Annotated in this window: 22 protein-coding genes; 8 read left to right on the top strand and 14 right to left on the bottom strand. The window is 71.6% G+C overall.

Annotation, left to right across the window (positions count from 1 at the left end; translation table 11 throughout):
* Positions 1–4: 4 nt before the first annotated feature.
* The 9 genes from ACFFGY_RS09865 to ACFFGY_RS09825 all read right to left on the bottom strand — a co-directional run bounded on the left by ACFFGY_RS09865 (position 5) and on the right by ACFFGY_RS09825 (position 9,668).
* Positions 5–1,636, bottom strand: a complete 1,632-nt coding sequence (locus ACFFGY_RS09865) for a type II and III secretion system protein family protein (protein WP_377044307.1) — start codon at positions 1,634–1,636, stop codon at positions 5–7.
* Entirely contained in the window at positions 1,633–2,490 is an 858-nt protein-coding gene (gene cpaB, locus ACFFGY_RS09860; RefSeq protein WP_377044306.1) for a Flp pilus assembly protein CpaB, read from the bottom strand. The genes ACFFGY_RS09865 and cpaB overlap by 4 nt, the downstream gene beginning before the upstream one ends.
* A 3-nt stretch (positions 2,491–2,493) precedes the next feature.
* Positions 2,494–2,997, bottom strand: a complete 504-nt coding sequence (locus ACFFGY_RS09855) for a prepilin peptidase (RefSeq protein ID WP_377044305.1) — start codon at positions 2,995–2,997, stop codon at positions 2,494–2,496.
* A gap of 93 nt (positions 2,998–3,090) precedes the next feature.
* Positions 3,091–3,285, bottom strand: a complete 195-nt coding sequence (locus tag ACFFGY_RS09850; protein WP_377044304.1) for a Flp family type IVb pilin — start codon at positions 3,283–3,285, stop codon at positions 3,091–3,093.
* Positions 3,286–3,478: 193 nt separating this feature from the next.
* Positions 3,479–3,841: a TadE family protein gene (locus ACFFGY_RS09845; protein ID WP_377044303.1), complete on the bottom strand. Its 363-nt coding sequence runs from the start codon at positions 3,839–3,841 to the stop codon at positions 3,479–3,481.
* 139 nt (positions 3,842–3,980) lie between these two features.
* Positions 3,981–4,427 carry a TadE/TadG family type IV pilus assembly protein gene (locus ACFFGY_RS09840; RefSeq protein ID WP_377044302.1) on the bottom strand — a complete coding sequence of 149 codons (447 nt, stop codon included), beginning with the start codon at positions 4,425–4,427 and terminating at the stop codon, positions 3,981–3,983.
* A 35-nt stretch (positions 4,428–4,462) separates the two neighbouring features.
* Positions 4,463–5,857, bottom strand: a complete 1,395-nt coding sequence (locus ACFFGY_RS09835; protein WP_377044301.1) for a TadE/TadG family type IV pilus assembly protein — start codon at positions 5,855–5,857, stop codon at positions 4,463–4,465.
* 192 nt (positions 5,858–6,049) lie between these two features.
* Entirely contained in the window at positions 6,050–7,048 is a 999-nt protein-coding gene (locus ACFFGY_RS09830) for a L,D-transpeptidase (RefSeq protein WP_377044300.1), read from the bottom strand.
* Between the two features lie 436 nt (positions 7,049–7,484).
* Entirely contained in the window at positions 7,485–9,668 is a 2,184-nt protein-coding gene (locus ACFFGY_RS09825) for a putative bifunctional diguanylate cyclase/phosphodiesterase (RefSeq protein ID WP_377044299.1), read from the bottom strand.
* A 302-nt stretch (positions 9,669–9,970) separates the two neighbouring features.
* Here ACFFGY_RS09825 and ACFFGY_RS09820 point away from each other — a divergent pair, with 302 nt between their 5' ends.
* From ACFFGY_RS09820 to ACFFGY_RS09795, 6 genes are read left to right on the top strand one after another with little or no spacing between them, the layout of a single operon-like run.
* Positions 9,971–11,014: an ABC transporter ATP-binding protein gene (locus ACFFGY_RS09820; RefSeq protein WP_377044298.1), complete on the top strand. Its 1,044-nt coding sequence runs from the start codon at positions 9,971–9,973 to the stop codon at positions 11,012–11,014.
* Complete coding sequence (locus ACFFGY_RS09815) at positions 11,007–11,702, top strand: SDR family NAD(P)-dependent oxidoreductase (RefSeq protein WP_377044297.1); 696 nt, start codon at positions 11,007–11,009, stop codon at positions 11,700–11,702. The genes ACFFGY_RS09820 and ACFFGY_RS09815 overlap by 8 nt, the downstream gene beginning before the upstream one ends.
* Positions 11,703–11,740: 38 nt before the next feature.
* Entirely contained in the window at positions 11,741–13,291 is a 1,551-nt protein-coding gene (locus tag ACFFGY_RS09810) for an ABC transporter substrate-binding protein (RefSeq protein WP_377044296.1), read from the top strand.
* A 19-nt stretch (positions 13,292–13,310) separates the two neighbouring features.
* On the top strand, positions 13,311–14,249 hold the full coding sequence (locus tag ACFFGY_RS09805; protein ID WP_377044295.1) for an ABC transporter permease: 939 nt from the start codon (positions 13,311–13,313) through the stop codon (positions 14,247–14,249).
* Between the two features lie 28 nt (positions 14,250–14,277).
* On the top strand, positions 14,278–15,156 hold the full coding sequence (locus ACFFGY_RS09800) for an ABC transporter permease (RefSeq protein WP_377044294.1): 879 nt from the start codon (positions 14,278–14,280) through the stop codon (positions 15,154–15,156).
* Positions 15,153–16,163, top strand: a complete 1,011-nt coding sequence (locus ACFFGY_RS09795; RefSeq protein ID WP_377044293.1) for an ABC transporter ATP-binding protein — start codon at positions 15,153–15,155, stop codon at positions 16,161–16,163. The genes ACFFGY_RS09800 and ACFFGY_RS09795 overlap by 4 nt, the downstream gene beginning before the upstream one ends.
* 344 nt (positions 16,164–16,507) lie before the next feature.
* Here the strand turns inward: ACFFGY_RS09795 and ACFFGY_RS09790 are convergent, their stop codons facing one another.
* The 5 genes from ACFFGY_RS09790 to ACFFGY_RS09770 all read right to left on the bottom strand — a co-directional run bounded on the left by ACFFGY_RS09790 (position 16,508) and on the right by ACFFGY_RS09770 (position 23,864).
* Positions 16,508–18,031, bottom strand: a complete 1,524-nt coding sequence (locus tag ACFFGY_RS09790) for an ABC transporter substrate-binding protein (RefSeq protein WP_377044292.1) — start codon at positions 18,029–18,031, stop codon at positions 16,508–16,510.
* Positions 18,032–18,079: 48 nt separating this feature from the next.
* On the bottom strand, positions 18,080–19,729 hold the full coding sequence (locus ACFFGY_RS09785) for a hydantoinase B/oxoprolinase family protein (RefSeq protein WP_377044291.1): 1,650 nt from the start codon (positions 19,727–19,729) through the stop codon (positions 18,080–18,082).
* On the bottom strand, positions 19,726–21,777 hold the full coding sequence (locus ACFFGY_RS09780; protein ID WP_377044290.1) for a hydantoinase/oxoprolinase family protein: 2,052 nt from the start codon (positions 21,775–21,777) through the stop codon (positions 19,726–19,728). Before ACFFGY_RS09780 ends, ACFFGY_RS09785 begins: the two co-directional genes overlap by 4 nt.
* Positions 21,778–21,843: 66 nt before the next feature.
* Positions 21,844–22,704, bottom strand: a complete 861-nt coding sequence (locus ACFFGY_RS09775) for a PfkB family carbohydrate kinase (protein ID WP_377044289.1) — start codon at positions 22,702–22,704, stop codon at positions 21,844–21,846.
* A gap of 98 nt (positions 22,705–22,802) precedes the next feature.
* Positions 22,803–23,864, bottom strand: coding sequence for an SIS domain-containing protein (locus ACFFGY_RS09770; RefSeq protein ID WP_377044288.1), 1,062 nt, complete (start codon positions 23,862–23,864; stop codon positions 22,803–22,805).
* Between the two features lie 134 nt (positions 23,865–23,998).
* Between ACFFGY_RS09770 and ACFFGY_RS09765 the strand changes: the two genes are divergently transcribed.
* Positions 23,999–25,318 carry an NAD(P)/FAD-dependent oxidoreductase gene (locus ACFFGY_RS09765; RefSeq protein WP_377044287.1) on the top strand — a complete coding sequence of 440 codons (1,320 nt, stop codon included), beginning with the start codon at positions 23,999–24,001 and terminating at the stop codon, positions 25,316–25,318.
* Positions 25,319–25,496: 178 nt separating this feature from the next.
* Positions 25,497–26,267, top strand: a complete 771-nt coding sequence (locus ACFFGY_RS09760; protein ID WP_377044286.1) for a GntR family transcriptional regulator — start codon at positions 25,497–25,499, stop codon at positions 26,265–26,267.
* Positions 26,268–26,348 lie beyond the last annotated feature (81 nt).

Raw genomic sequence — 26,348 nt, 5'->3', positions numbered from 1 at the left:
GCTCTCACTCCACCATGAAGCCGGCGTCGAGCGTCAGGCGCGGCGGCACCGGCGCACCGGCCGCGATCTGGCGCCCGCGCAGCACGCGCTCGAGGTCGGTCGCCGGCCGGAACCCGTCCACCGGCGTTTGCAGCACGCCCGGCGAGGACACCGGCCGCACGAGGTAGGGCGTCACCAGGATCACCAGCTCGCTCTCGTTGCGGCGGAAGCTGTCGGAACGGAACAGCGGGCCCAACACCGGCACGTCCTGCAAGGCGGCGATGCCCTGCGCCACCTGCGTCGTGCTCCGCTGCAGCAACCCGCCGATCGCGAAGCTCTGCCCGCTGCCGAGCTCCAGCGTGGTTTCCGCCCGTCGCACCGCCAGCGCCGGGATGGTCACCGTGCCGCTCGACAGCGGCACGCTGATCGCGCCGTTGGAACTCAGCTCGCTCACCTCCGGCCGCACGCGCAGGCTGATCCGCTCGGGCGAAAGCACCGTCGGCACGAAGGACAGGCTGACGCCGAACTGCTTGAACTCGATGCTGACCTGCCCGGTGACGTTGGCCGAAACCGGCACCGGGAACTCGCCGCCCGCCAGGAAGCTCGCGGTTTCGCCTGACTGCGCCGTCAGGTTCGGCTCGGCCAGGATCGTCACCAGCTGGTCCGCCGCCAGCGCGTCCACGATGGCGTTCACGTCGTATCGGCGGCCGCTCAGCCCGAGGCCCAGCCGCCCCGGCCCGACCGTGCCGTTGTTCAGCGCCCCGCCCGAGGTCAATGTCGAGAAGACCCGCCCCGCCGAAACGCCGCTCTGCAGCCCCAGCGCGAACTCGCCGACTTGTCCGATAGCCTGCCAATTGAACCCCAGGTCGCGCGTGACCTGGCGCGAGATCTCGGCCACGCGCACTCGCACGTTGACCTGTAGGCTCGACAGCACCTCCAACCCGTTGCGGACCTTGCGCCCCTCGCCCGCGAAACCCTGCGCAATAGACAGGATACGCTGCGCCTCGCCCGCGGTGCGGACCGCGCCGCTGATCACCACGTCGTTGCCGGCGTCGCGCACCCGCACGGTGTCGGCCTGCCCCAGGATCTGCCGCAGGGCCGCCTCGATCCCGGCGGCGATCGGGCCGGCACGCTCGGGCTTCGGCTCCGCCGGCGCGATGCCCATGCCCGGCCCGACCTGCGCCTCGCGCACCGGCCGGACGGTGACGGCGTATTCCGCGATCGGCGTGCCGTTCTCGGCCGTGGCCACGATGTTGGTGCGCCCGCCCGACACGCCCATGATGAACAGGCTGGTGGGCGAGGCCGGCTGCACCCGCGCGATGCGCGGGTCCGCCGCCAGCACGGTCGCGGCGGCCGAGGGCAGCCCCACCAGCCGCCCCGCCCCGGCATCCAGCGACAGCGCCTGCGGCACCACCGGCGGCGCCTGCGGCACGCCCACCGGCACCACTGGCAAGGCCTGCAGCAGCATGGCACCCGGCGCCGGGGCCACCGGCCCGCCCGCCGCCTGAGCCCGCTGCGTGGCGCCCGGCGCGGCAGTTGCCCCCGACGCCGCCGCCGCGGGCACTGGCACGACCTGCGGCACCTGCGCCACCGCCCCGCGACCGAGACCCGCCGCCAGCAGCAGCGCCAGCAGCGATGACCCCTTCCCCGTCCTCATTGAAACGTCACCTCCTGTGACTGTCCGCCCTCGATCACCCGCACCCGGCTGCCGGGAACCGGCGTGTTGCGCTGCAGGGCCATCGACACGTCGGCGCCCGACAGCGCCGCGTCGCGCGGCGCGTCCTCGCCCCCGGCCGGCGTTTCCATCGCCCGCACCGCCAGGGTGAGGCGTCCCAGACGCTCGGCCACCGCCAGCCGCTCCGCCTCGGCCGCTGAAACCTCCAGCGTCACGGTGCGGGCCACCGGGCGCGCGGCCCCGTCGCCGGTGGCGCCCTGCACGATCTGCTGGTCCACCGCGATCACCCGCAGCGCCGTCAGCACGGTTTCCGCCACCACGCGGCGGCTGACCGGCGCCAGCGCGGCGTCGAGCTCCTGCACCAGGATCACGTCCACCAGGTCGCCCGGCCAGATCAGGCCCGAGGCACCCGTCACCGCGTCCACCCCGATCGACACCGCCTTGCGTCCGGGCTGCAGCACCGCCGCCAGGAAGCCGCGGTCGCGCGGCCGCAGCACGTCACCGCGCAGGATCGGCGCCCCGGCCTCGCGGTACTGGCGCAGCAGCGTGCCGCGCATCGTGGCGCCTTCCCCAGCCACGCCCGCGGACACCGCACCGGCCGGCACCGCCTCCGGCGCCATCTCGGCCTCGCGCAGGTCCTCGTCCTTGAGCAGCGTTCCGGCCGGGATGGCGCGCGCGGCCACCAGGATCTTTGCCTGCGGCGGGGGCGGGGGCGGCGGTGGCGGCGGCGGCGCGGCCTCGGCCACCGGGGCCGGCTGCGCGGCGCGGAATGCCACCACGCCTAGCCCCACGGCGGTCAGCAGCAGCATCACGACGGCGACCAGGCGAAGCACCACGGCTCAGCCCTCCCCGGCCTGGAGCACGGCGGCACACCAGCCGAGCCCGATGGCGACGCCGTAGGGCAACGGGCCATGGCGGCGGATTCGCCAACCCTCGGCCCGCAACACGCGGCGGACTGCGGTGCCACCGGCACCCGCAGGCCGCTCCGGCAGGAGGCGCGACAGTGCCAGGTAGAGTAGCGCCAGCAACCCGCCGGCCAGCGCGGTGGCCACCACGAAGCGGTAGCCCGCGAGTGGCGACAGCCCGACCAGCAGCGCGGCGGCAAGCTTTACATCACCGCCGCCAATCATCCCGCGCGCGTGCAGCGGCAGCATCAGCAGCACCAGCCCAGCCGCGAGCGTCAGCGACAGTGCCGCGGCGCCGATCCCCTCGCTCAGCCGCGCCGCGAGGCCCAGGATCGCCACCAGCAGCCCGGCCGTGTCGGGAATGGTGCGCGTGGCGACGTCGCGCCACGCGGCACATAGGAGCAGCATGCCCAGCAAGGCAGCGGCGAGAATCGGCATCGTGAAAAGCCCCGGCGTTTTGGCGAAGGCAGTTGCGACGATCTTCCCGCGCCGCGGCGGTCCTTTTCCGGCCGCCGCGGCGCGGCGTGGAACTCAGAGGGCGCCGCTGAGGCTGCTGAAGATCGTCGTCAGCTTCGGGCCGATCGCCGCGGCACCGGCCGAGATCGCCACAACCGTCGCAGCGGCGATCACGCCGTACTCCATCGCCGTCACGCCCTTGCGGTCACCGGCCAGCGACTGGAGCGAAGCCTTGGTGGCTACCATCATCTCACGAATACGCAGCATCATCCGTTCTCCTTGTTTGACCCGCGCACCCGCCTCCCGCCTCGCAGGGTCGCGTCGCGGGCACGGGTGGTCAGAGGTGCGAAACATTCGTTCTTCCGATGCGCGGTCGCCTGTGCTTCCACGCGAAGCCGAAAATACGGGGCACTCCTTAACAAGGCGTAACCGCCGCGCCCCACGAAGCCGTGCGCCCGCACTGTTACAAGGCGCGCGACTGGGTCTCGCTGACGGTGCGGTCGCCCGCGCCGAGCAGGCCCGTCACCATGCTGAAGCGGTAGCTCGTGCTCACGGTGATCGTCAGCACGCCGGTCTTGCTGTCGCGCACGCAGCCGGCCTTGGCGGGCGTGAGCCGCGCCTCGTCGAGTCCCGGCGAGGGCGTGAGCGACAGCGGCAGCGTGCCGACGCAGCGGTTCGCCGTGTCGTTGCCGACGTAGACCAGCGCCGCGCGCGCCGCCTGCGCGGCGTAGCTGCGCACGGCCTGGACCGTGTAGGCGTAGCGCGCGAACTCCATGCCGCCCAGCAGCAGCATCAGGAACGGCAGCCCGATCAGCGCGAACTCCACCGAGGTCGCGCCACGCCGGTCCCGCCAGCGACCCGCCCTCCTGCCTCCGCCCGGTGCGCAGCGGCACAACACCTGCCGGCAGCCGAAGCACAAGCCGATCCGCAGACCGACGACGCGGCCTCCGGTCCTATGGCGAGGTTCAGCGCAGGCGCATCTGAACACGGCCGCTCACCTGCGTCAGGGATGGGAAGAGCCGCGCCGTCAGCGGCGAGCTGGCGGTGAAGGGCCGCGTCGCCGTGATCGTCAGGTAGAGCACCGGCAGGGCCGTGCCGCTCGCGCAGCTGCCACCGGAACAGTTCACGGTGCCGCCGTTGTCACAGACGCAGCTGCGCACCGGGTTGTTCACCGTGACGTTGCTCCACCCCGCGAGGTTGGCGCGCACCGCCGCCACGATGTCGCTGTCGGCCGTGGGATAGGCGGCGGCGTACTGCGCGCCTGCCTGCGCCGCCGATTGCAGCCGCATCGACTGCGCGAAGGCATTGGCCAGGTCGAAGCCGCCCAGCAGCAGCAGGATCATCACCGGCGCCACCAGCGCGAACTCCACCGCCGCGATCCCGCGCCGGCCGATCCGACGGCGCCACGGCATCGTCCCGCACCGGCCGACGTCGCACCGGCGCGCGCTCATTCCACCAGCCTCGCCACCACCACCTGCCCGGTGCCGGTGTTAAAGGTGCTGCATCCCGACACGTCGAAGCGGAAGCCCGACAGCTGCCCGATCTCCAGCGTGCCGCCCACCAGCGGCAGGCAGGAGCTGGGCGAGGCCGAGCTGACATTGCCCACGCGCACGTAGGCGTTGGGGAAGTAGATCCCGCCCGACAGGTTGAAGGACGACACGCTCTGCAGGTTCAGCGTCGGGCTGGAGGAACTGCCGGCGGCGCTTGCCGTCGCGGCGCGGTAGAACAGCATTCCGTTGTAGTCACTGTCGTACTTGTTGAGCGCCGGCGCGGTCATGGTGACGGAGGAGGTGTTGCTGATGCTCAGCGAACCCGCATTGTCGCCGAGGAACAGGAAGGTGCAGCCGCTGCAGCTGACGCTGCTGAGGCTGCCGATCGTCAGCGACGCGTTGTAGAAAACATAGGTGCCGGACGGAAACGGGATGGAACTGGCATTGCCGATGCTCAGGTTCCCGCAATAGGCCTTGCCGCTGGTCTCGATCGGTACCGGCGAGGTGCTGATGCTCGTCGCCTTGTTGTTCTGGCACTGCGCCGTTCCGCTGAAGCTCGGCTTCAGCTTCGCATCCAGCCCGGCGTAAGGATTGGTGATCGGCGCCGCGTTGGCGCGATATCCCTCGGTCAGCGTGTAGCGCGTGTTGTCGCAGCCGGAGCAGGTGCCCACCGTGCTGACCATGCGCGTGACGATGCTGCTGTTGGACTGCGCCAGCGTCACCGCCCCCGCGATCGCGGCGTTGGAGCCGATGGCGCAGCCGGAGGAATTGAAGCTGCTGCTGTTGCTGATCGTCAGCGCGCCGCTCAGCGCCACGAGGCAGGCGGGCGCGCTACTTTGCAACGTCGCCACCGCGCGCGCGCGCACCGTGACCTCGCGCAGGCCCAGCACCGCGCCGGCGAGCGCGGTTTCCGTCTTGCGGGTCAGCACCACCTCGAAGGCCTGGCTGTTGCCGCTCTGCGCGCCGGTGGCGGGCGGGCTGTTGACGGCCAGGGTGGTGCGCGCGTCGGCGGCGAAGCCGTTCAGCCCCGCGACCTCGCGTCCGGCACTGAAGGCCACCGTGCGGCCGCGCACGTTCAGCGCCGTGACCGCGGCCAGCGCCGCGGCGTCGGCGGTGCTCTGCGCCCGCCGCTGCACGAGGTAGAGCATCCCGCCCTCGGCCGAGAGCGCCGCGAAGCCGCACAGCACCACCGCCGAGGCCGCGAAGGCCAGCGCCACGGAGCCGCGGCGGTCACCTGCCCAACGCGCTCGCCTCCGGGCCAGATCCTGCCAGCGCCGCAGCAGGCCCAGCGCCGCGCCCGCCACCCGGCGGACGGGCTGCGGCGGCTCCGGTTCGGCCGGAAGCTGGGTCATCGGCGCGCGCTGGGCTCCTGCGGAAGGATTCGGCCACGCAGCCTGCGACGCGGGGGCTTACCGAAGCGTTAGCGCGGCGTCGTTTCCCGCCGGTCCCGCGCAACGCCGCGCATCAAGGAAGCACCGCCGACCGCTCCCGCGCCGGGAAACACCCACCGGGCGCCGCTCCCGCCGCGCGCGGGACGGCTGGGCTCAGGGCGCCGTTTCGAGGCGCTTGCGCAGGAAGGCGTCGTAGCTCTGCTGGATTTCCAGCGCCCGCGCCGGGTCGGACACCGGCGCGTCGGGGGCGGAACTGTCCACCACCACCAGCTTGTCACCCGCCAGCGGCGTGGGCGTCGCATCCTTGGGCAGCAGCGCCGCCAGCGCCCGGCTGTCGGCCGCGGCCGCGCGCTGCTGGGCGTCGATCAGGCCCATGCGGTCCACGAAGCTGTTGAAGCGCGTGGGGATGCGGATGCAGCCGGCGGAATCCCAGCGGCCGAGCCGCGGCTCCAGCGCATCCGGGTCGGTGGCGTGCATCTGCATCCGCACCGCGGTCACGGCGCCGCTCTTGCGCCAGTCCTCGGTGGTCTGCCAGCCGAAGTCCCAGACACGCATGCCCTTGATGCCGATGCCGCGGATGTGATTCTCGTTGAAGGTACCCTGGGCACGGTAGCCCAGCACGTCGGTGCCGTTGGTGAAGACGCCCAGCGGCGTGCGAAAATGCTCCGCCCGGCCGGGCTTGCCGGTGCTGACCTTTACCGCCCCCACCACGTCCCAGACCTTGGCATCCGGGTAGGCCACGGCGACCCAGAGGCGCTGCACCGCCTCGGCCCGGTCCACCACCAGCACCACCTGCGGCACCGTGATTTCGGTGTTGCTGGCAGCCAGCATCCGGCTCGCCAGTGCCACGGCGCGGTGCCGCGCGCGGGCATCGTCGGCCACCAGCACGCCGCCCAGGTCCCGGCGCATCTGCGCGGCCAGCGCGGCAACGTCGGCCGCGGTGCCGCGCGTGGCGACGTTGGGCATCGCGCCGGTCGCCGGCGGCGCGGGCACGCGCACCGGCGGCGGGAGCGGCGCGATCGCGGCGCCCACCGGCCGCAGCTGCGGCGGGGCGGTGTCGCTTTGCGCCGAGGCCGATCCGGCGGGCACCATCGCCGCCAGCGTTGTTGCCCCGAGGAGCAGCACCGGGAGGGTGAGACGTTGTCCGGACATGATCGGGCCCATCCTCCGACGCGACTCGGCGCGTGCGTTACCGCCGCGCAGCATGGCAAGGTTTCTTTACGGCGTCGCCTCGCGAAACGCGGCGCTGCCGTCCAGGAAACGCATCGCGTCGGAACCGTCCCGGTTGCGTGGTAGCCCGCTCAGGCGTGGTTCCCATGCATCGTCCGGTTGGCAGAGGCGGGCCGGGTCCGCCCCACCGCAGTTTGGCGAGGCGGCGGAGTTCCCGCAGGGAAGCAGGCGTGGCCCAAAGGCGAGGCAGGGCCAAGATGTAGGTATGTTTTCCTCACAAGCCAGGCTAAGTTACCGCCATCAACGCCTGACCCGTCCCCGGCTTCCCCCCCGCGTCACGCCTGTCCGGCAAGGACGCCGGTAAAGAAGTAAGATGGTAAGATAGTAAGGAAGTAAGGCGCTGGGGCCGCGCGTCCCGCTACCGCGTGGGCAGCGTGCCCGGCAGCGCCTGCTCGCGGGCGAAGGCCGTGGCCATGGCGGGGCGCAGCACCTCCTGCCGGAAGGCGGCCGCCGCGAGCGGGCGGCCCAGAAGGAAGCCCTGCCCCTCGTCGCAGCCTTCGCGCGCCAGCAGCCGGGCCTGCACCTCGTTTTCCAGCCCTTCCGCCAGCACGGGGATGCCGAGGCTCTGCGCCAGCGCCACCACGGCGCGCAGGATCGCCAGTTCCCGCTGCCCCTGCGGCAGCCCGGCCGCGATGGAGCGGTCCAGCTTCAGCCGGTCCACCGGCAGGCGCACGAGGTGCACCAGCGAGGACATGCCGCCGCCGAAATCGTCCAGTGCCAGCCGCACGCCCAGGGCCTGGAGGCGTTCCAGGACCGGCACCATGGCGTCCAGCTCGGCCGCGGCCACTTCCTCGGGGATCTCGATCTCGAGGCAGGGCGGCGGGACACCGTGCCGCCGCAGCGCCGCCTCCACGGTGGCCGGAAAGCCGAGGTCGCGCAGCGTGGCGGCGGAAATGTTGATCGCCACCGTCAACCCGCCCAGGAACACCTCGTCCTGCCAGCGCCCTTCCCCGTGCCAGGCCGCCACCTGCGCCAGCGCCGTGTCGAGGACCCAAAGGTCGATGGCGGGCAGCAGCGCCGCAGCCTTGGCCTCGGGCAGGAACTCGTCGGGGCGCGCTTCGCGGCCGAGCGGCGAGGCCGGCCAGCGCAGCAGCGCTTCCACGCCCCGCAGCGCCCCGCCGTTCAGCGCGAACTGCGGCTGCCAGGCGAGCGCGAGGCCGTCGCCGGCCAGGGCGCCGGGCAGCGCGGCACGCAGCCGGTGGCGCTGCTGGGCGGCCGCCAGCATCTCCGGCGCGTAGCCCGCCACGCCGCCGCGCCCACCCCGCTTGACGCTGTAGAGCGCGAGGTCGGCCGCGTGCAGCAGTTGCTCCGGCGTCGCCCCGTCGCGCGGCGCGCAGGCATAGCCGATGCTGGCCGAGAGCGGCAGCTCGGCGCCGTTCTCCTGCACCGGGGCGGCGAAGGCCCTCGACAGCCGCGCCGCCAGCGCCGGGGCGGCCTCGGCCGGCGCCCGCACCAGCACCGCGAACTCGTCGCCGCCGATCCGGAAGGCGTGGCTGTCCGGCACGACGCCCATGCGCCCCGCCGCGGCGCGCAGCAGCCCGTCGCCGGCGCGGTGGCCGAAGCGGTCGTTGGTTTCCTTGAAGTGGTCGAGGTCGAGCAGCAGCAGCACGGTGCTGTCCCCGACGTTTCCCGACGTTTCATTCCCGCGCTCCACCGCCGCGCCCTCGCCGAGCCGGCGGGCCAATCCCCCGAGCGCGTGCTCGAAGGCGGCGCGGTTGTGCAGGCCGGTGAGGACGTCGTGCCAGGCCAGGTGCTCCGCCCGCGCCTGCGCCGACTTGAGCGCCGAGATGTCGATCAGCGTCAGCACCGCGGCACGCCGGGACAGCCGCCGGCTGTCACCGGGCACCGGCTGGTCCAGCAGCGGCTCCCAGGGGGAGGAGGCAACCAGCACCGTCACCTCCGTGCCCGCACGCAGGATCACCGCCTCCTCCTCATGGCCCAGGGGGAAGCCGAAGGGTCCGTCGCCCGGGCCCTCGGCCCGGCATTGCCGCCGCAGGCGGGCCGCCTCGAAGCTGGCCGGCACGCCGCCCTCGAACAGGGCCGCGAGGCGCGCATTGGCGAACAGGGTGCGCCCGTCCTCGTCCAGCTGCCAGATCGCCACCGAGGCGGTTTCCACCAGCCCGCGGTAGCGGGCCTCGCTGGCGGCGGTGGCGATCTCGCGCGCCTTGAGCTCGGTGATGTCGAGCGCGAAGCCCGCGACGTAGCCGCCCGGCAGCAGGCGCTTGCTGACGCGCATCCAGCGGCCGTTGTCGTAAAGGCGGTCAAAGGTGTGCGGGTCGCCGGCCTCGTGCGCCGTGACTCGCCGGCGCAGCTCGGCCTCCTCGTCGGCCTCGGGCATGTTGGCCCGGATGGCGAGTCGCATCAGGTCGTCGTAGCGCAGCGGCTGCGGCAGGGTGGCGAAGGCCCGCTCGTGCAGCGCCTCGTAGGAGCGGCTGTGGTCCACCAGCACCCGGTCGCGGTTGAAGATGGCGTAGTTGCAGGACACCGCCTCGATCGCCAGGTCGAGCAGGCGGTCGGACCGGGCCGACCGGCGGCGGAACATCCTGGGCCATTTCATAAAACTCGGTTGCTCCCCGGCCCACTGGCAGACGCTTCTTGCACGGGCCCAGTCCCGCCGGCACCGACGGTACAGTGCAACTCTTGGTTCTTCCTGAAGAAACGCAAGAGTGTCGACCAATGTTCCGCAGCGCACAATCGACCGGCTTTGCCCAGGCGGGTGGCAGCCATTGGCGGCGCGCCGGGCGGATCGGGACTGGTGACGGCGGGAATCCGCGCGCAGGCGGCTGACATGTCTTGCACGAAACGGTTTCCCCCCGCAGCGTGCCACGGAAGATTTACGCGAAGATGTACGCGAAGATGTACGCCGACCCATCCGGTGCGCGCCCGAGGCTGAGCGACGACGCCCTCGTCATCGAGGATCTCCGCACGGAGTTCCGCATCGGTGGCCGATGGCACCCGGCCGTGCGCGACCTGTCGCTGCACCTGCGGCGCGACGAAACCCTGGCGCTGGTGGGCGAGAGCGGTTCCGGCAAGAGCGTGACTGCGCTGTCGCTGATGGGGTTGGTCACCACCCCCGCCGGTCGCGTCGCCGCCGGGCGCATCCTGCTGGAAGGCCGCGACATCACCGCCCTGCCCGAACGCGAGCGCGAAGCCTTACGCGGCAACCGCATGGCGATGATCTTTCAGGAGCCGATGACCTCGCTCAACCCGGTGATGACGGTGGGCGACCAGGTGGCGGAGTCGCTGCGCGTCCATCGTGGCCTGGGACGCGCGGCGGCGCTGGAGCGGGCCCGCGCGCTGTTCGAGGAAGTGAAGATCCCCTCCGCCGCTCAGCGCCTGCGCGAATACCCGCACCAGTTCTCGGGCGGCATGCGCCAGCGCGTGATGATCGCCATCGCGCTGGCCTGCGATCCGGCGGTGCTGCTGGCCGATGAGCCCACCACCGCGCTCGACGTCACCATCCAGGCGCAGGTGCTGGGGCTGCTGGACGACGTGCGGCAGCGCCACGGCACCGCGGTGCTGTTCATCACCCACAACATGGGCGTGGTGGCGCAGATCGCCGACCGGGTCGCGGTGATGTACGCGGGTGAGATCGTGGAGGAAGCGCCGGTGCGGCGCATCTTCCGCGCGCCCGCCCACCCCTACACGCGCGCCCTGTTTGCCGCGATCCCGCGCCTCGATGCGCCCGAAGCGGCGCTGCGGGCGATCGGTGGCCGGGTGCCGCCGCTGGATGCCATGCCGGTGGGCTGCCGCTTCGCGCCGCGCTGCGAGCTGCGCCGCGCCGGCTGCGAGCGCGAACAGGTTCTGGCCCCGGTGGAGGAGGCGCACGCGGCGCGCTGCCACGTCGCCACGGGCGTACTGACGGATGGGAGATTGGCCGATGCTTGAGGCACGTGGACGCGTCGCGCTGGTGACGGGCGCCTCGCGCGGGATCGGCCGGGCGGTGGTGGAGCAGCTGCTCAACTCCGGCTTCACGGTGTCCGCCGGGGTGCGGCGGCCGGAAACGCTGGAAGCGCGGCCCGGGTTGGAGGCGCACCGCTACGATGCCGAGGACGCCGACAGCGCCCGCCGCTGGGTGGCGGCCGCGGCGGAGCGGCACGGGCGGATCGACGCGCTGGTGAACGCCGCCGGCGTCAACACCATGGCCACGCTGCACGACGAGGATGACGAGGCGCTCGACCAGCTCTGGCGCGTCAACGTCAAGGGACCGCGGCGGCTGATCCAGCTGGCCTGGCCGCATCTCGTGGCCGCCGGGCACGGGCGCGTGGTCAACCTCGCCTCGATGTCAGGCAAGCGGGTGCGCAACCGCAATCTCGGCTACGCCATGAGCAAGTTCGCGCTGGTCGCGATGACGCACGAGGTGCGCCGCGAGGGCTGGGACCACGGCATCCGCGCCACCGCCGTCTGTCCCTCCTTCGTGGCCACCGAGATGACCGGGCACGTCACCAGCGTTCCGCGCGAGCGCATGACCCAGCCGGCCGACCTCGCGCGGCTGATCGAAACCTGCCTGCTGTTGCCCGACGAGGCGGTGGTGGCGGAACTGCTGGTGAATTGCCGGTTGGAAGACATGCTCTGACCGTCTGCACGGCGGGGCCAGGAACGGGAGAACGGGAGATGCGCCTGGTAAGCTTGCGGATCGTGGCGGTGGCTGCCGCACTGGGTGTTCCAACGCTGGCGTTAGCGGAACCGCGCACCACGCTCAACATCGGTATGGCGGCGCAGGATGTCGGGCGCCTCGACCCGCATTTCGCGGTCAGCACCACCGACCGCATCCCGGTGTCCTGGATGTTCAACGGCCTCGTCCGGTTCAAGCCGGGCAGCATCGACCCCGCCACGATCGAGCCCGACCTCGCCGAGAGCTGGGAGCACAGCGAGGACGGCAAGGTCTGGACCTTTCATCTCCGCCAGGGCGTGCAGTTCCATGCCGGCATGGGCGAGATGACCGCCGACGACGTGGTGTTCAGCCTCCGTCGCGCGGCCGACAGCAAGAGCAGCGCCTTCGCCGCCGACTACCGCGCCGTCGAAAGCGTGGAAGCGCTGGACCCGCGCACGGTGCGCATCACCCTGCGCGAGGTGGTGCCCTCGATGCTCGGCCTGCTGGCCAATTATTCCGGCGGCTTCGTCGTCAGCCGCAAGGCGGTGGAAGCGCGCGGCGCCGACTTCGCCCGCCAGCCGGTCGGCACCGGCCCCTTCGCGCTGGATGCCGTGACGCCGAACCAGCAGGCGAGCTTCGTGGCCAACACCGCTTATTTCCGCGGCGCGCCGAAGCTGCAGCGCGTCAACTACCGCTTCATCCCCTCCGACGCCTCGCGCGACCTTGCCTATCAGAGCGGCGAGCTCGACGTGAACTATGCCCGCACCGACCAGGCCTGGGTGAACCGCACGCGGCAGCTGCCGAACACCATGGTGGACGTGTTCGAGCCAACCGAGCTCTCGACACTGAGCATCAACGTCACCAAGCCGCCCTTCAACGACATCCGCGTGCGGCAGGCGGTGGCCTACGCCATCAACCGGCCGGAGCTGGTGCGCTGGCGCGGCGCCGACGTGTCGCGCGAAGGGCAGTCGCTGATCCCTCGCGGCTACCTGGGCTTCACCGCCGACAACGGGCTGCTGCCCAACGACGTCGCCAAGGCCAAGGCGCTGCTGGCCGAGGCGGGCTACCCCAACGGGCTGACCGTGAAGATGATCCACACGCAGCTGCCCGACATGCTGGGCGGCATGCAGGTGATCCAGGCGCAGCTCAAGCGGGCGGGCATCAACCTCGACATGCAGGTGGTGGAGCACGCGACCTTCCACCAGCAGATCCGCCAGGACCTGTCGCCGCTGGTCTACTACGCCGCGGCACGCTTCCCCGTGGCCGATATCTACCTGTCGCAGTTCTGGCTCGGCCGTTCCACGGTGGGCACGCCGACGGCGGTGACCAACTTCTCGCACTGCGACGTGGCCGACAAGGAAATCGATGCCGCCCGCGTCGCGACCGACGAGGCGGAGCAGAAGCGCCTCTGGGCCGAGGCGCAGCGCAAGCTGGTGACCAATGTTTGCGGCGTGCCGCTGGCCGAGACCTTCCTGGTCTTCGCCCGGCGTGCCGACCTCGACTACGGCTACGAGCTGAAGGGCTCCATGAACCTCGGGCCCATGGTCACCGAAGCGACGCACTTCCGGTGAGAGCGGTGGAGGCGGCCAGATGATCGGTTACGTCGCGCGGCGGCTGCTGGCGGCGGTGCCGACGCTGCTGGCGGTGCTGACGCTGGTGTTCCTGATCGTGCGGATCATCCCGGGCGACCCGGCCCTGGTGATCCTGGGCGATCAGGCGACGCCCGAGGCGGCGGCGGCGCTGCGCGCCAAGCTCGGCCTCGACCAGCCGGTGGTCACGCAGTACCTCCAGTTCCTCGGTGCCGCGCTGCGCGGCGACTTCGGCACCAGCCTGGTCACCGGCCGCCCGATCCTGAGCGAGGTCGGCGCGGTGCTGCCGCACACGGTCGACCTCACCCTGGCCTCGATGCTGCTGGGCGTGGTGGTGGGCGTGCCGGCCGGCATCTGGTCGGCGCTGCGGCGCAACGGCGCGGTGGACATCGTCGCGCGGCTGCTGTCGCTGGTGGGGCTATCGCTGCCGGTCTTCGTGCTGGGCATCTACCTGCTGCTGGCCTTCTCGCTGCACTGGCGTCTGTTTCCGGTGATCGGCTCGGCGGATCTCGGCAGCCCGCTCGACCGGCTGCACAAGGTGGTGCTGCCGGCGGTCGCGCTGGGCCTGACCATGGCGGCCTACATCATGCGCGTCACGCGCGGCGCGATGCTGCACGCACTCGGCGAGGACTACATCCGCACCGCCCGCGCCAAGGGCATCCCGCGCTTGCGCATCATCTGGGTCCACGGATTGCGCAACGCGGCGCTGCCGATCGTGACGGTGGTGGGCCTCTACGTCGGCATCCTGATCGGCAACAGCGTCTTGACCGAGATCGTGTTCAACCGCCCGGGCCTGGGCAAGATCATCGTGGGGGCGCTGAACCAGCGTGACTACACGATGCTGCAGGGGCTGATGGTGATCTACTGCTTCCTGATCGTGGTGGTGAACCTCGTGACCGACCTGCTCTACGGCGTGATCGACCCACGGGTGAAGGCGTGAAGGCGATGCCACGCAGGAGGCCCCGGCCGTGAGCGCCACCATCCTGCCCGGCACGCCCGCGCGGCCCGGCATCCTGCGCCGCCTGGCACGCGGGCTGCTGGCGCACCCGATGACGGCGATCGGTGCCGTGCTGTGCCTCCTGATCGTGCTCGGCGCCGTGCTGGCGCCCTGGATCGCGCCCTTCGACCCGGCCGAGCAGGCGATCCTCGACCGGCTGGCCCCGCCCGGCGGCGACTACCTGCTGGGCACCGACCAGTTCGGGCGCGACGTGCTGTCGCGGCTGCTCTGGGGCGCGCGGATCAGCCTCGTGGTCTCGCTCGGTGCGATTGCCGCCGCCATGGTGGTGGGCGGGCTGATCGGCACCGTGTCGGGCTACGTCGGCGGCCGCTTCGACCTGTTCACCATGCAGGTGATGGACGTGCTGCTGAGCTTCCCGTCGCTGATCCTGGGGCTGATCGTGGTGGCACTGCTGGGGCCGGAGCTCGTCAACCTCGTGGTGGCGATCGCGCTCACCGCCGTGGCGCCCTTCGCGCGCATCGCCCGCGCGCCGACGCTGGCGCTGAAGGAGCGTGCCTTCGTGGAGGCGGGCCGTGCGCTGGGCTATTCCCACGCGCGCATCGTGCTGCGCCACATCATCCCCAACATCCTGCCGGAGGTTCTGGTGATGGCCTCGCTCTGGATGGCCACCGCCGTGCGCGTGGAAGCGAGCCTGAGCTTCATCGGCCTCGGCGTGAAGCCGCCCACCGCCACCTGGGGCGGCATGACGCGCGACGGCTTCGAGAACATCCTCGATGCCTGGTGGCTGGCGGTGTTCCCGGGCATCGCCATCCTGATCCTGGTGCTGGCGCTGAACATGGTGGGTGACGGGCTGCGCGACGCCACCGACCCGAAGCTGCGCGCCGAATGAGCGCCGTGGCGCAAGCGCGGCCCGACGGCGTGGCCGATCCCGCGACGCCCCTGCTTGAAGTCGAGGGCCTGCGCAAGCACTTCCGTGTCACGCGCGGCGTGGTGCGGCGCGAAACCGTGACCGTGCGCGCGGTGGAGGATGTTTCCTTCCGCATCCGCCCCGGTCAGGCTTTCGGGCTGGTGGGCGAGTCCGGCTGCGGCAAGTCCACCGCCGCGCGTGCGCTGCTGCGGCTGGTGGAGCCCGACGGCGGCAGCGTCCGCTTCCGGGGCGAGGATGTTCTGGCGGCGCGCGGCGCGGCGCTGACGCGGCTGCGGCGCCGGCTGCAGATCGTGTTTCAGGACCCGTATTCCAGCCTCAACCCGCGCCAGACCGTCGGCGAGGCGCTGACCGAGCCGATGCGCGTCCACGGCCTCGCCCACGGTGCGGCGGCGCGCGACAGGGCCGCGGCGCTGCTGGAGGAGGTCGGCCTGCCGCCCGCCGCCCTTCGCCGGTTGCCGCACGAGTTTTCCGGCGGCCAGCGCCAGCGGATCGGCCTCGCCCGCGCCCTGGCGCTGGAGCCGGAGCTGATCGTGGCGGATGAGCCGGTGAGCGCGCTCGACGTGTCGGTGCAGGCGCAGGTGCTGCTGCTGCTGCGTGAGCTTCAGGCAAGGCGCGGACTCGCCTTCCTGTTCGTCAGCCATGACCTGTCGGTGGTGCGCTGGTTCTGCGAGCGGGTCGCGGTGATGTACCTGGGCCGCATCGTCGAGGAAGGCCCGGCCGCGCGCGTCCTGGCGGAGCCGCTGCATCCCTACGCCCGGATGCTGCGCGATGCCTCGCCGATCCCGGATCCGGAACGGCGTGGGCAGTTACCGCGCATCGTGGGGGAAATCCCCTCCGCCGCGAACCCGCCGCCGGGCTGCCCCTTCCACACGCGCTGCCCGCACGTCATGCCGGTGTGCCGGACGGTGATGCCGGGCTGGACCGCCGCCGGGGATGGCGGCGGCGTGGCCTGCCACCTGCACAGCTGATCGGGGGTGCTGCTGATGGGCAGCGTCGGCGGGGGAGAGAAGGAATTCTCTCCCCCAGACCCCCACTCATCTTTCTCTGGAACGCTGCCGCGGGAACGGTGAAGGTTGGTCGCGATACGGCAGCCGCCAGCGCTACCCAGGAGAATTAAAGCTTCCTGTCAGCACAAGCTGATGCGTCCTTCGCTCCGGCTCGATGAGCCGGAGCGCACGACCCTGGCCACGCTCCTGCGGCAGCGTCTGAGAAAAAGATGAGGGTGGAGGGGTCCGGGGAGGGGGAGAACACCTTCTCCCCCTCCCCGGCGCTGCCAGCAGCCCTCAGCAGTTGAACGATGCCTCCACCGGCCTCAGCCGAAGGCGACCTCCTCCAGCGTGATCGGCGAGAAGAAGCTGAGCAGGCCCGGCAGGTTGGTGAAGCCCTGGACGTCGCTGGTCATGGCGTAGCCTTGGGCGCGGTAGCACAGGCCCACGATCGGCGCCTGCTCGGTAGCGAGTTGCTGCACCTCGTCGTAGATCGCCTTGCGCTTCGCCGGGTCGCTCTCGCCCCGTCCGGCCTCGAACAAGGCGTGCAGCTTCGGCACCGAGAAGCCGGTGGAGCGGATGTAGGAGGGCGCCAGCTCGTTGTCCAAGACGGAGCTGAGACCGTCCGGATCGGTGATCTCCGCCGCGGTGCCGTTCACCGCGATTTCGAACTGCCCGCGGTTGCCGAGGCTGACGCGCGTCGCCCAGTCCGGCGTGCTGAGCTGCGCCTGAACGCCGATCGCGGCCAGGTTCTGCTGCACGACCTCGGCGCTGCTGAGATGCATCCCGTACTGCGCGGTGGAGAGCAGCGTGCAGGAGAAGCCATTCTCGAAGCCGGCCTGGCGCAGCAGCGCCTTCGCACGCTCCGGATCGTGGCGGAAGTATTCGGCGCGCGCCTTGTCATAGAAGGGACTCTCGGGCATCAGCGGCACGCCGGACAGCGGCGCCCCGCGCCCGAAGAAGGCGGAGCGCACGACGTCGTCGCGGTTCACCGCGAAGCCCACGGCCTGCCGCACCAACGGGTTGCTGAAGGGCCCAGACTTGCCGTTGAAGGTCAGGTACATGAAGGGGCCGTTCTGCGTCGTCAGCCGCAGCTTCGGATCGGCCTCGATCCCCGTCATGGACTGCCAGGGCACGTAGTCGATCAGATCCACGTCGCCCGCCTGCAGCGCCGCCACGCGCGCGTTCTCGTCGGCATAGGCCACCACGCGGATCGCCTGGAGCTTCGGCAGGCCGGGCTTGTAGTACTTGTCGAAGCGCGCGAGGTCGATCGACACGCCGCGCTCCATGTTCTTGAGCATGAAGGGACCGGCGCCGATGCCGGGGCCGCCGCGCTCGATGGAATCGCGCGCCACGATCGGCATGTAGTAGTTGGCCAGCCATTCGGGGATGGTGACCATCGGCTGCCGCATCACCAGCCGCACGGTGCGCTCGTCGGGCGTGTCGATGCGCTCGACGTTCTGGAACTGCGTGCGCATGTAGGCGGTGGATTTTTCCGCCGCGACCTGTTCCAGCGACCACTTCACGTCGCTGGCCGTGACCTTGTTGCCATTGTGGAAACTCGCGTCGCGCAGGTGGAAGACCCAGTCCTTGCCGTCCGCTTCCCAGCGCTCAGCCAGCTCACCGCGCAGCCCGCCGTCGGGGCCGTAGCTCAGCAGCCCGCGGTGGATCAGCGTCATCACCGCGCCCGTCGCGCCGCCGGCGTTCAGCCAGGGCGCGAGGTTGGGCGGGTAGGAGGAAAGCCCGAAGCGCAGCGTGCCCGGTGTCCGCGCCGCGCGCGCGGGAACGCGCAGCAGCGGCAGCGCCGCGGCCGATCCCAGGAACGCCCGCCGCCCGATGGTCATGGACATGCTTCCCCTTTCCTCCCTCTCGTCCGGACCCTTCGGCGGGTCCCTCGCTCAGACGGCGCCGTAGACGGCGCGCGCCGTGGTCTCGTCGATGCGTCGCTCGGCGATGTCGCGCCGCACGCTCTCGGCATCGCGCTCGGCAGGCGGGCCGTAGCCGCCGGCGCCGGGCGTGATGATCTCGATGACCTGGCCCTTCCGCAGCTGGCCGGAGCCGTGGTCGAAGGGCACGACGCCCTCGCCGTAGCGGAAGCCGCCCTGCCCGCCCGGCAAGCCCCCGGCGAGACCCCAGGGCGCCGAGCGCAGGCGCGATCCGTCGACGCGCAGCCGGCAATCGGCCTCGGCGCGATAGACGCGGCGCAGGCCCATGCCGCCCCGGTGCCGGCCGGCGCCGCCCGAGCCGTCCACCAGCTCGTAGCGCAAGAGGGTCAGCGGGTATTCCAGCTCCAGCGCCTCGGCGGGCAGGTTGGAGGTGTTGGTCATGTGGACGTGGACGCCGTCGAGCCCGTCCTTGGTGGCGCGCGCGCCGGAACCGCCGCCGATGGTCTCGAGGTAGACCCAGATCTCGCCGGTGCCGGGCTGCTCGCCCACGAAGGTGGCGGAGGCGACGGAGCCGTTGGTGGCGGCGATCACGCGCTCGGGCACCACCTGCGCCAGGGCGCCGTGGATCAGGTCCACCACGCGCTGACAGGCGGCGATGCGGCCGTTCACCGCGGCAGGTGCCACGCAGTTCAGGATGCTGCCCGCCCGCGCCTCGACGGTCAGGGGACGCGCCAGCCCGGCATTGGGCAGGATGGTCGGGTCCACCACCGTCTTGACCGCGTAGTACACGGTGGAAAGCAGCGCGGTGTAGACCATGTTCAGCCCGGCGCGGACCTGGTCGGGCGATTCGAAGCGCAGGGTCATCGCGTCGCCGGCCACCGTGATGTCGCAGGACATCGGGATGTCCCGGTCGACCTCAGGGTTGTCGAACACGTCCGAGAAGCCGTAGGTGCCGTCCGGGATAGCGGCGATGCCGGCGCGCATCTTGCGCTCGGCATAGTCCAGCAGCGCGTCGCCGGCGGCCAGCACGGTGTCGGTGCCGTACTTGCGGCACAGCGCCACGAAGCGCTCCACCCCCAGCCGGTTGGCTGCCATCTGCGCGCGCAGGTCCGACAGGCGCTCGCGCGGGACCTGGCAGTTGAGCAGGAAGAGCTCCTGCACGTCGGCCTGCAGCTCGCCCGCGCGGTACAGGCGGATCGGCGGGATGCGGATGCCCTCCTGGAAGATATGCGCGTGGCCGCGGTCGGCGAAGTCGGCGTGGTGCGCGGTGTTCACCGCCCAGGCGACGATGCGCCCGTCGGCGAAGATCGGCTCGGCCAGAACGATGTCGGGCAGGTGCGTGCCACCGCCCTCGTAGGCGTCGTTGCCGATGAACACGTCGCCCGGCTTCATCTGGTCGACCGGGTGGCGCTTGAGGATGTGCGGGATGATGCCGATGAAGGATCCCAGGTGCATCGGGATGTGCTCGGCCTGGCACAGCGTGTTGCCGCGCGTGTCGAACAGCGCGGTGGAGCAGTCCCGGCGCTCCTTGATGTTGGTGGAATAGGAGGCGCGCACCAGCGCCTCGCCCATCTCCTCGACGATGGAGGAGAGCGCGGAGGAGATCACCTCGACGGTGATCGGATCGACCGTCACGTTCGCGGTCACGGCGGCGTCGCTCATGCGGCCTCCAGGATCAGGTTCAGGTAGGGCTCGACGGTGGCGGTCATGTCGGGCAGCACCACGGTGGTGGTGTCCATCTGCTCGATGATGGCGGGACCCTGGATGCGGTTGCCGGGCTTGAGCTTCGCGCGGTCGTAGATGGCGCAGGGCGTGAAGCCGCCGCGCTCGGGCATCCAGACGTCACGATGGCCGATGATCGCACCGCTCGCGTCGGGGCCGGCCTCGGGCTGCGGCTCGAAGCTGGCCTTGGGCACCAGCCCCGCCGCTTCCACGCGGAAGGTCACCAGCTGCACCGTCTCGCCCTCGGCCACGAAGCCGTAGCGCTGCCGGTGCGCGTTGGCGAAGCCTTCCGCCAGCGCGTCCAGCGACGCCTGGGTGACCGGCCCGTCCGGCAGGGGGATGCTCAGCTCGTAGTTCTGGCCGGCGTAGCGCATGTCCACGGTGCGGGTGATGCGGCGCGACACCGCCTCGATCCGCTCGGCCGCGAACCATGCCTCGGCACGCTCCACCAGCCCGGCGAAGTGGCGCTCCACCTCCGCCAGCACGCCCGGCGCCAGCACCGAGAGGCGGGTGGAGGCGAAGTCGGCGCGCAGGTCAGTCAACAGCAGCCCCATGGCGCAGAGGATGCCCGGCGTGCGCGGCACCAGCACGCGGCGGATGTCGAGCTCCTTCGCCAGGCGCGCGGCATGCAGCGGCCCGGCACCGCCGAAGGCGATCAGCGTGTAGTCGCGCGGGTCATGGCCGCGCTGCACCGAGATCACGCGGATGGCCTTGGCCATGTTGGCGGTGACGACGCTGATGATGCCCTGCGCGGTGGCCATGACGTCGAGGCCGAGCTTCTCGGCCAGCCGCCCGATCGCTTCCTTGGCCAGGTCCTGCCGCACCGGCATGCGGCCGGCCAGCAGGTGCGTGGGGTTGAGCGTTTGCAGCACCACGTTGGCGTCGGTCACCGCGGGCTCGGTGCTGCCCTTGTTGTAGCACACGGGGCCCGGGAAGGCGCCGCAGGATCGCGGGCCGACCTTGAGCAACCCGCCGCTGTCGACATAGGCGATGGAGCCGCCGCCCGCGCCCACCGTGTGGATGTCGAGCATCGGCGCCTTGATCGGGTAGCCATGGACCACCGCCTCGCTGGCCATGTGGCACTGGCCGCCTTCCAGCAGCGCCACGTCGGAGGAGGTGCCGCCCATGTCGAAGGTGATCAGGTTGGGCATGCCCACCATCGCGCCCACCGCCTGCGCCGCGACGACGCCGGTGGAGGGGCCGGACAGCACGGTGCGCACCGGCAGGCGCGCGGCCTGCTCGAAGCCGATGACGCCGCCGTTGCTTTGCGTCAGCTGCGGCGTGACCGTCAGCCCCAGGTCGCGCAACCGGCCCGACAGGCGGCGGATATAGCCCTCCATCACCGGGCCGAGGTAGCTGTTCACCGCCGCGGTGGACATGCGCTCGTATTCGCGGAACTCGGGCGCGACCTCGTGGCCGGTGCAGGTGAAGGCCTCGGGGAACTCCTCGGCCACGATGCGGCGGGCGGTTTCCTCGTGCTCGGGCCGCACGAAGCCGTACAGGAAGGAGATCGCCACCGCCTCGACACCCGCGGCCTTGAGCGCGCGGGCGGCGTCGCGCACCGCGTCCTCGTCCAGTGCGGTTTCCACGGTGCCGTCGTGGCGCACGCGCTCGGGCACTTCGAGGCGCAGGTCGCGGGCGATCAGCAGTTCCGGCTTGTCGGCCTGCAGGTCGTACAGGTCGGGGCGTTTCTGGCGGCCGATCTCGAGCAGGTCGCGGAAGCCGTCGGTGGTGATCAGCCCGGTCTTCACGCCGCGATGCTGGATCAGCGCGTTGGTGGCCACCGTGGTGCCGTGGCCGAAATAGCTGACCTCGGAAGGCTTCGCGCCCACGCGGGCGATGCCCTCGGCCACGCCCTGCGAGATGCCGCGCGACGGGTCGTCGGGGGTGGAGGACACCTTCCACACCTCCACCGCGCCGGTGCCTTCCTCGAAGAGGCAGATGTCGCAGAAGGTGCCGCCGGAATCGACGCCGATACGCCAGGTCATCGCAAACTTCCCCCTACCAGTGACACGCGGCGGACCATGGCGCGGACAGGAGATCCGCGCCGCATCTCAGGCGTCCGCCCGCGTGGCGGCCCGCCCGGTGATCTCCCTGCCCTCGCCGCTCCAGGGAGCGCCGTGGCCGAAGCCGCCGTGCCAGCCGCAAACCTCGGCAGCAAATTCCGCGCCAGCCCGCAGCGCCGCGGGCAGATCCCCGCCGCGGAGGCGCGACACGAGAAAGGCGGTGATGAAGCCGTCGCCGGCACCCAGCGTGTCCACCACGGTGGCCGGCACGATACCCTGCCGGTGCAGCGCGCTGCCATCGAAACCCACAGCCCCTGCCTCACCGCGCGTCACCACGGCCAGCCCGGCGCCGCGGGCGGTGCAGGACCGCAGGAGAGCTTCGCACTCGCTGTCGGAACGACCGGGCGCGCTGAGGAAGGCGATGTCCAGGAAGCGCAGCGTCCGGTCGAGGTAGGGCTCGGTCCAGCGCTCGGAGAAATCGAAGGAGAGCAGCGGCGCCGCCCGCCGCAGCTCGGGCAGCGCGCTGTCGATCTCGCTGTAGATGCTGGTATGCGTCAGTGCGTGTTGGGCGACGTAGCCGTAGTCTTCCGGCCCCAGGCCGATCTGCGCCCGCACGCCGGCGCGCGAGCCCAGGAAGCGGCGGTCGCCATCGGTGTGCCCGATCAGGGCGCGGGCATTGGGCCCGTCGCGGCGGCGCAGGCGGCTGAGGTCCACGCCCTCATCCGCCAGTGCGGCCTCGATCAGCGCGCCCGCCTCGTCCGACCCGACGGCGCCGAGATAGCTGCTCTCGACCCCCCGGCGCCGCGCCATCGCCGCGACGTTGACCGCGTTGCCGCCCGGGTACTGCGTCGCGGCATCCACGTAGGTGTCGACCGTGTTGTCGCCGAGGCCGAGGAGCCGGATCGTCACCGCTCGCCCCTCAGCCTGCCGCGGGGTCCGGCGCGCCGGCCGGAGATGCGCCCCGGCAGGACACCGCAACAGTCATGGCCGCGCCGCGCGTCACGGGTTCAGTACTCGGTCTTCCACATGTAGCGGCGCGTGGTCAGCGGCTGGTTGTGCCAGACCGAGAGCCGCGCCGAGAAACGCTTCAGCGCCGATTGCAGAATATAGGGCGCGACGAGCGGGCGGATTTCCGGGTCGATGCCGGGCATGGCGAAGTCGCGCGCGTCGTAGATCATCAGCCGCTCGGTGTACTTCTCGCAGAAGCGCACCACGCGCTCCATCAGCGGGCGGCTCGGGTCCTCGCCCAGGATCAGGATCAGCGGGGTGTTCTGGTCCACGATCTCGAAGGGGCCGTGGAAGAACTCGGCGGCCTCGATGGGATAGCTGTGCATCCACAGCATCTCCATCAGGATGCAGACGCCGAAGACGTAGGCGGTGGTGAAGCCCGGGCCGGAGGCGACATGGTAGAGGATGCGGTCGTCCTTGTAGATCCGCGCGTCCTCGGCCGCCCGCCGGTCGTTCTGCTCCGCCGCGTCGGCCACCGCGCCGGGCAGCGCCTGGAGCGAGCGCAGCAGCTTCGCGTCCAGCTCCCAGCCGTCCTTCGCCGCGAGGATGCCGCCCACCAGCGCCTGCATCAGCATGTACATGGCGATGAAGGACTCGTCGGTCGGCCCCGCCAGGAAGCGCGTCTCGACCTTCTGCGCCAGCGGCTTGTCGCCGTGGAGGCTGAAGCCCACGGTGCGGCAGGGCTTATCCTGCAGCCACTCCGCCGCGGCCACGGTTTCCGGCGTGGTGCCGGACTTCGAGGCCAGCAGCACCAGCGTCCGCTCATCGAGACGGCGCGGGTTCTGCGCCATCAGCTCGGAGGGGAAGTAGCGGCGCACCTCGATCGTGGGGCTGAAGTGCTCGATCCAGTATTGCAGCCCCAGCATCGCCCGGTTCGCCGAGCCGTGTGCCACCAGGTAGATGCGGTCGATTTTGGGGCCGAGCTCACGTCCCAGCGCCATGGCCTCGGGCAACAGCGACACCGCCTGGGCGAGCCCGTCCATGATTGCCGCCCGGTTCACCGCTACCGCCATCGCCGCAACACCGCCCTCGTTCTGCGGGCGGTATTTGGTATACTCCAATCACCTGCTGTCAACGGTTTTGGTGTATACCAACCCTGTGTGGCGGTTTTCGAACGGTTCGGTGACGTGAAGGATTGCGGCCGCCCCCGGCACGGGGCCTGATAACCGCTTCAGCCCCCTGAGGAATCCGCGTGATGCCGCCACAGATCGACACCGTTCCTTCCGACACCGAGATGCCGGCCCAGGCCGAGGTGGTGGTGATCGGCGGCGGCGTGATCGGCGTCAGCACGGCGCTGTTCCTGCGCCAGCGCGGCTTGTCGGTGGTGCTGTGCGAGAAGGGGCAGATCGCGGGCGAGCAGTCGAGCCGCAACTGGGGCTGGGTGCGCACCATGGGGCGCGATCCGGCGGAGATCCCGCTCTCGCTCGAAAGCCAGCGGATCTGGCAGGGGCTCGAGCGCAGCACGGGTGCCGAGACCGGCTTCCGGCAGTCCGGCATCCTCTACCTCTGCGACACCGAGCGCGACGTGGCGAAGTACGAGCAGTGGCTGGAACAGGCGCGGCCCTACCAGATCGGCAGCCGGCTGCTGTCGCAGGCCGAGCTCGCGGCCAAGCTGCCCGGGCTGCAGCGCCGCTTCGCCGGCGCCCTTTACACCGAGAGCGACGGGCGCGCGGAGCCGATGAAGGCGGTGCCGGCGCTGGCGGCCGCGGCGCGACGCGAGGGCGTGACGATCCTGGCGCCCTGCGCGGTGCGCGGGGTGGAGACCACCGGCGGTCGGCTGTCGGCCGTGGTGACGGAGCGCGGGGCGATCCGCTGCGGGAGTGCCGTGCTGGCGGGCGGCGCCTGGTCGCGGCTGTTCTGCGGCAACCTCGGCATCGACCTGCCGCAGCTGAAGATCCTGGGCTCGGTGCTGCGCACGCAGCCGATCGAGGGGCTGCCGGAGCTCGCGGCCGGCGCTTCGGACTTCGCGTTCCGCCGGCGCTTCGATGGCGGCTACAACATCGCCCATCGCGGGGCGAGCGTGGCCGAGATCGTGCCCGACACCTTCCGCCAGTTCTTCGAGTTCCTGCCGGCCCTGCGCGCGCAATGGGGCACGATGCGCCTGCGCCTGGGTCGCCGCTTCGTGGAGGAATGGCGCATCCGCCGTCGCTGGGCGATGGACGAGGTGACGCCCTTCGAGGAGGTGCGGATGCTGGACCCGGAGCCGGACGCGCATATCCTAGACGAGGCGATGCGAAACCTCCGCCGCGCCCTGCCCGGCTTCGCGGCGGCCAAGGTTGCCGGCAGTTGGGGCGGGCTGATCGACGCTACGCCCGACGCGGTGCCGATCATGGACCAGACGGCGCAGATCCCGGGCCTGTTCGTGGCCACCGGCTTCTCGGGCCACGGCTTCGGCATCGGCCCCGGCGCGGGGCGGCTGATGGCGGACCTCGTGACGGGGCGCGACCCGGTGGTGGACGCCACGCCCTTCCGCCTCAACCGTTTCCGGCGGGACGCGCGCCGGGCGGCGGCCTGAGCCACGGCCGGGCGGGTGGTTCAGAGAATGGGCAACGTATAGCTTCGGAAGGCGGCTCGGATGCTGGCCCAGCCACCGGCCTGAGCGGCAACCCGGAAAAGGGCCTGACCAGCGCCCCTCGCGCTCGGGCGCACCGGCCCGCTATACCGGCGCGGCAACCGCTGCGAAGGCTTCCCGCTTGGCGACACCTCCGGCACGAGGGCCGATCCTGCGGAGCCGGCACGCCGCCCTGCCGGTGTACCGCGCGATCCAGGAACACCTGCGCGCGCTGATTGCCGGCCCCGACTACGGCCCGGGCGACCGCGTCCCGTCGGAGCGCGCGCTGGCCGAGCAGCTGGGCGCCAACCGCATGACCGTGCGCAAGGCGATCGACGGGCTGGTGGCGCAGGGCGTGCTGGAGCGCAACGGCACCAGCGGCACCCTGGTGGCGGCGCCGCGCGTGCGCCGGCCGGTGGACGCCAACACCTCCACCGGCATCGCCCGCATCGTGCAGAGCGCCGGCGGCACGCCCGGCAACCGGCTGCTGCACTTCGAGGAAGCGCCGGCCAGCGCCTCGGTGGCCGGGCGGCTGCGGATCGCGGAGGGCGAGGCGGTGATGCTGTTCCGCCGCCTCTGGACCGTGGACGCGCAGCCCTTCTGCATCGAGACGAGCCACCTGCCGGCGCGGCTGGTGCCGGGATTGGCGGCGGAGGACCTGGTGGCGGGCCAGTCGCTCTACGCCCTGCTGCGCGCGCGCTACGGGCTGGGGCCGCTGACCGGCGAGCGCGAGATCGGGGTGGCCAGCTGCGGCGAGATGGAAGCGCGCCTGCTGGAGCTGGAACCCGGGGCGAGCTGCCTCCTGCTGCGGCTGGTGTCCTCGGACGCGGACGGGCGGCCGGTGGAATACACGCGCTCGGTCAACCACCCGGGACGCGTGGTGTTCCGCAGCTGGAAGGCCGAGCTGAACTAGGATCGCCCCGGGCTGGTCGCCCGTCGCGGGATGGCTGCGGCGGGACGGTCCGCGCGGATGGCTGCCAAAGGGTGGCTGTCA

Source organism: Roseomonas elaeocarpi, assembly GCF_042433915.1.
Lineage (GTDB): Bacteria > Pseudomonadota > Alphaproteobacteria > Acetobacterales > Acetobacteraceae > Roseomonas > Roseomonas elaeocarpi.
The sequence above is the reverse complement of the archived record's forward strand: the minus strand, read 5'-3'. Positions and strand labels throughout refer to the sequence as shown.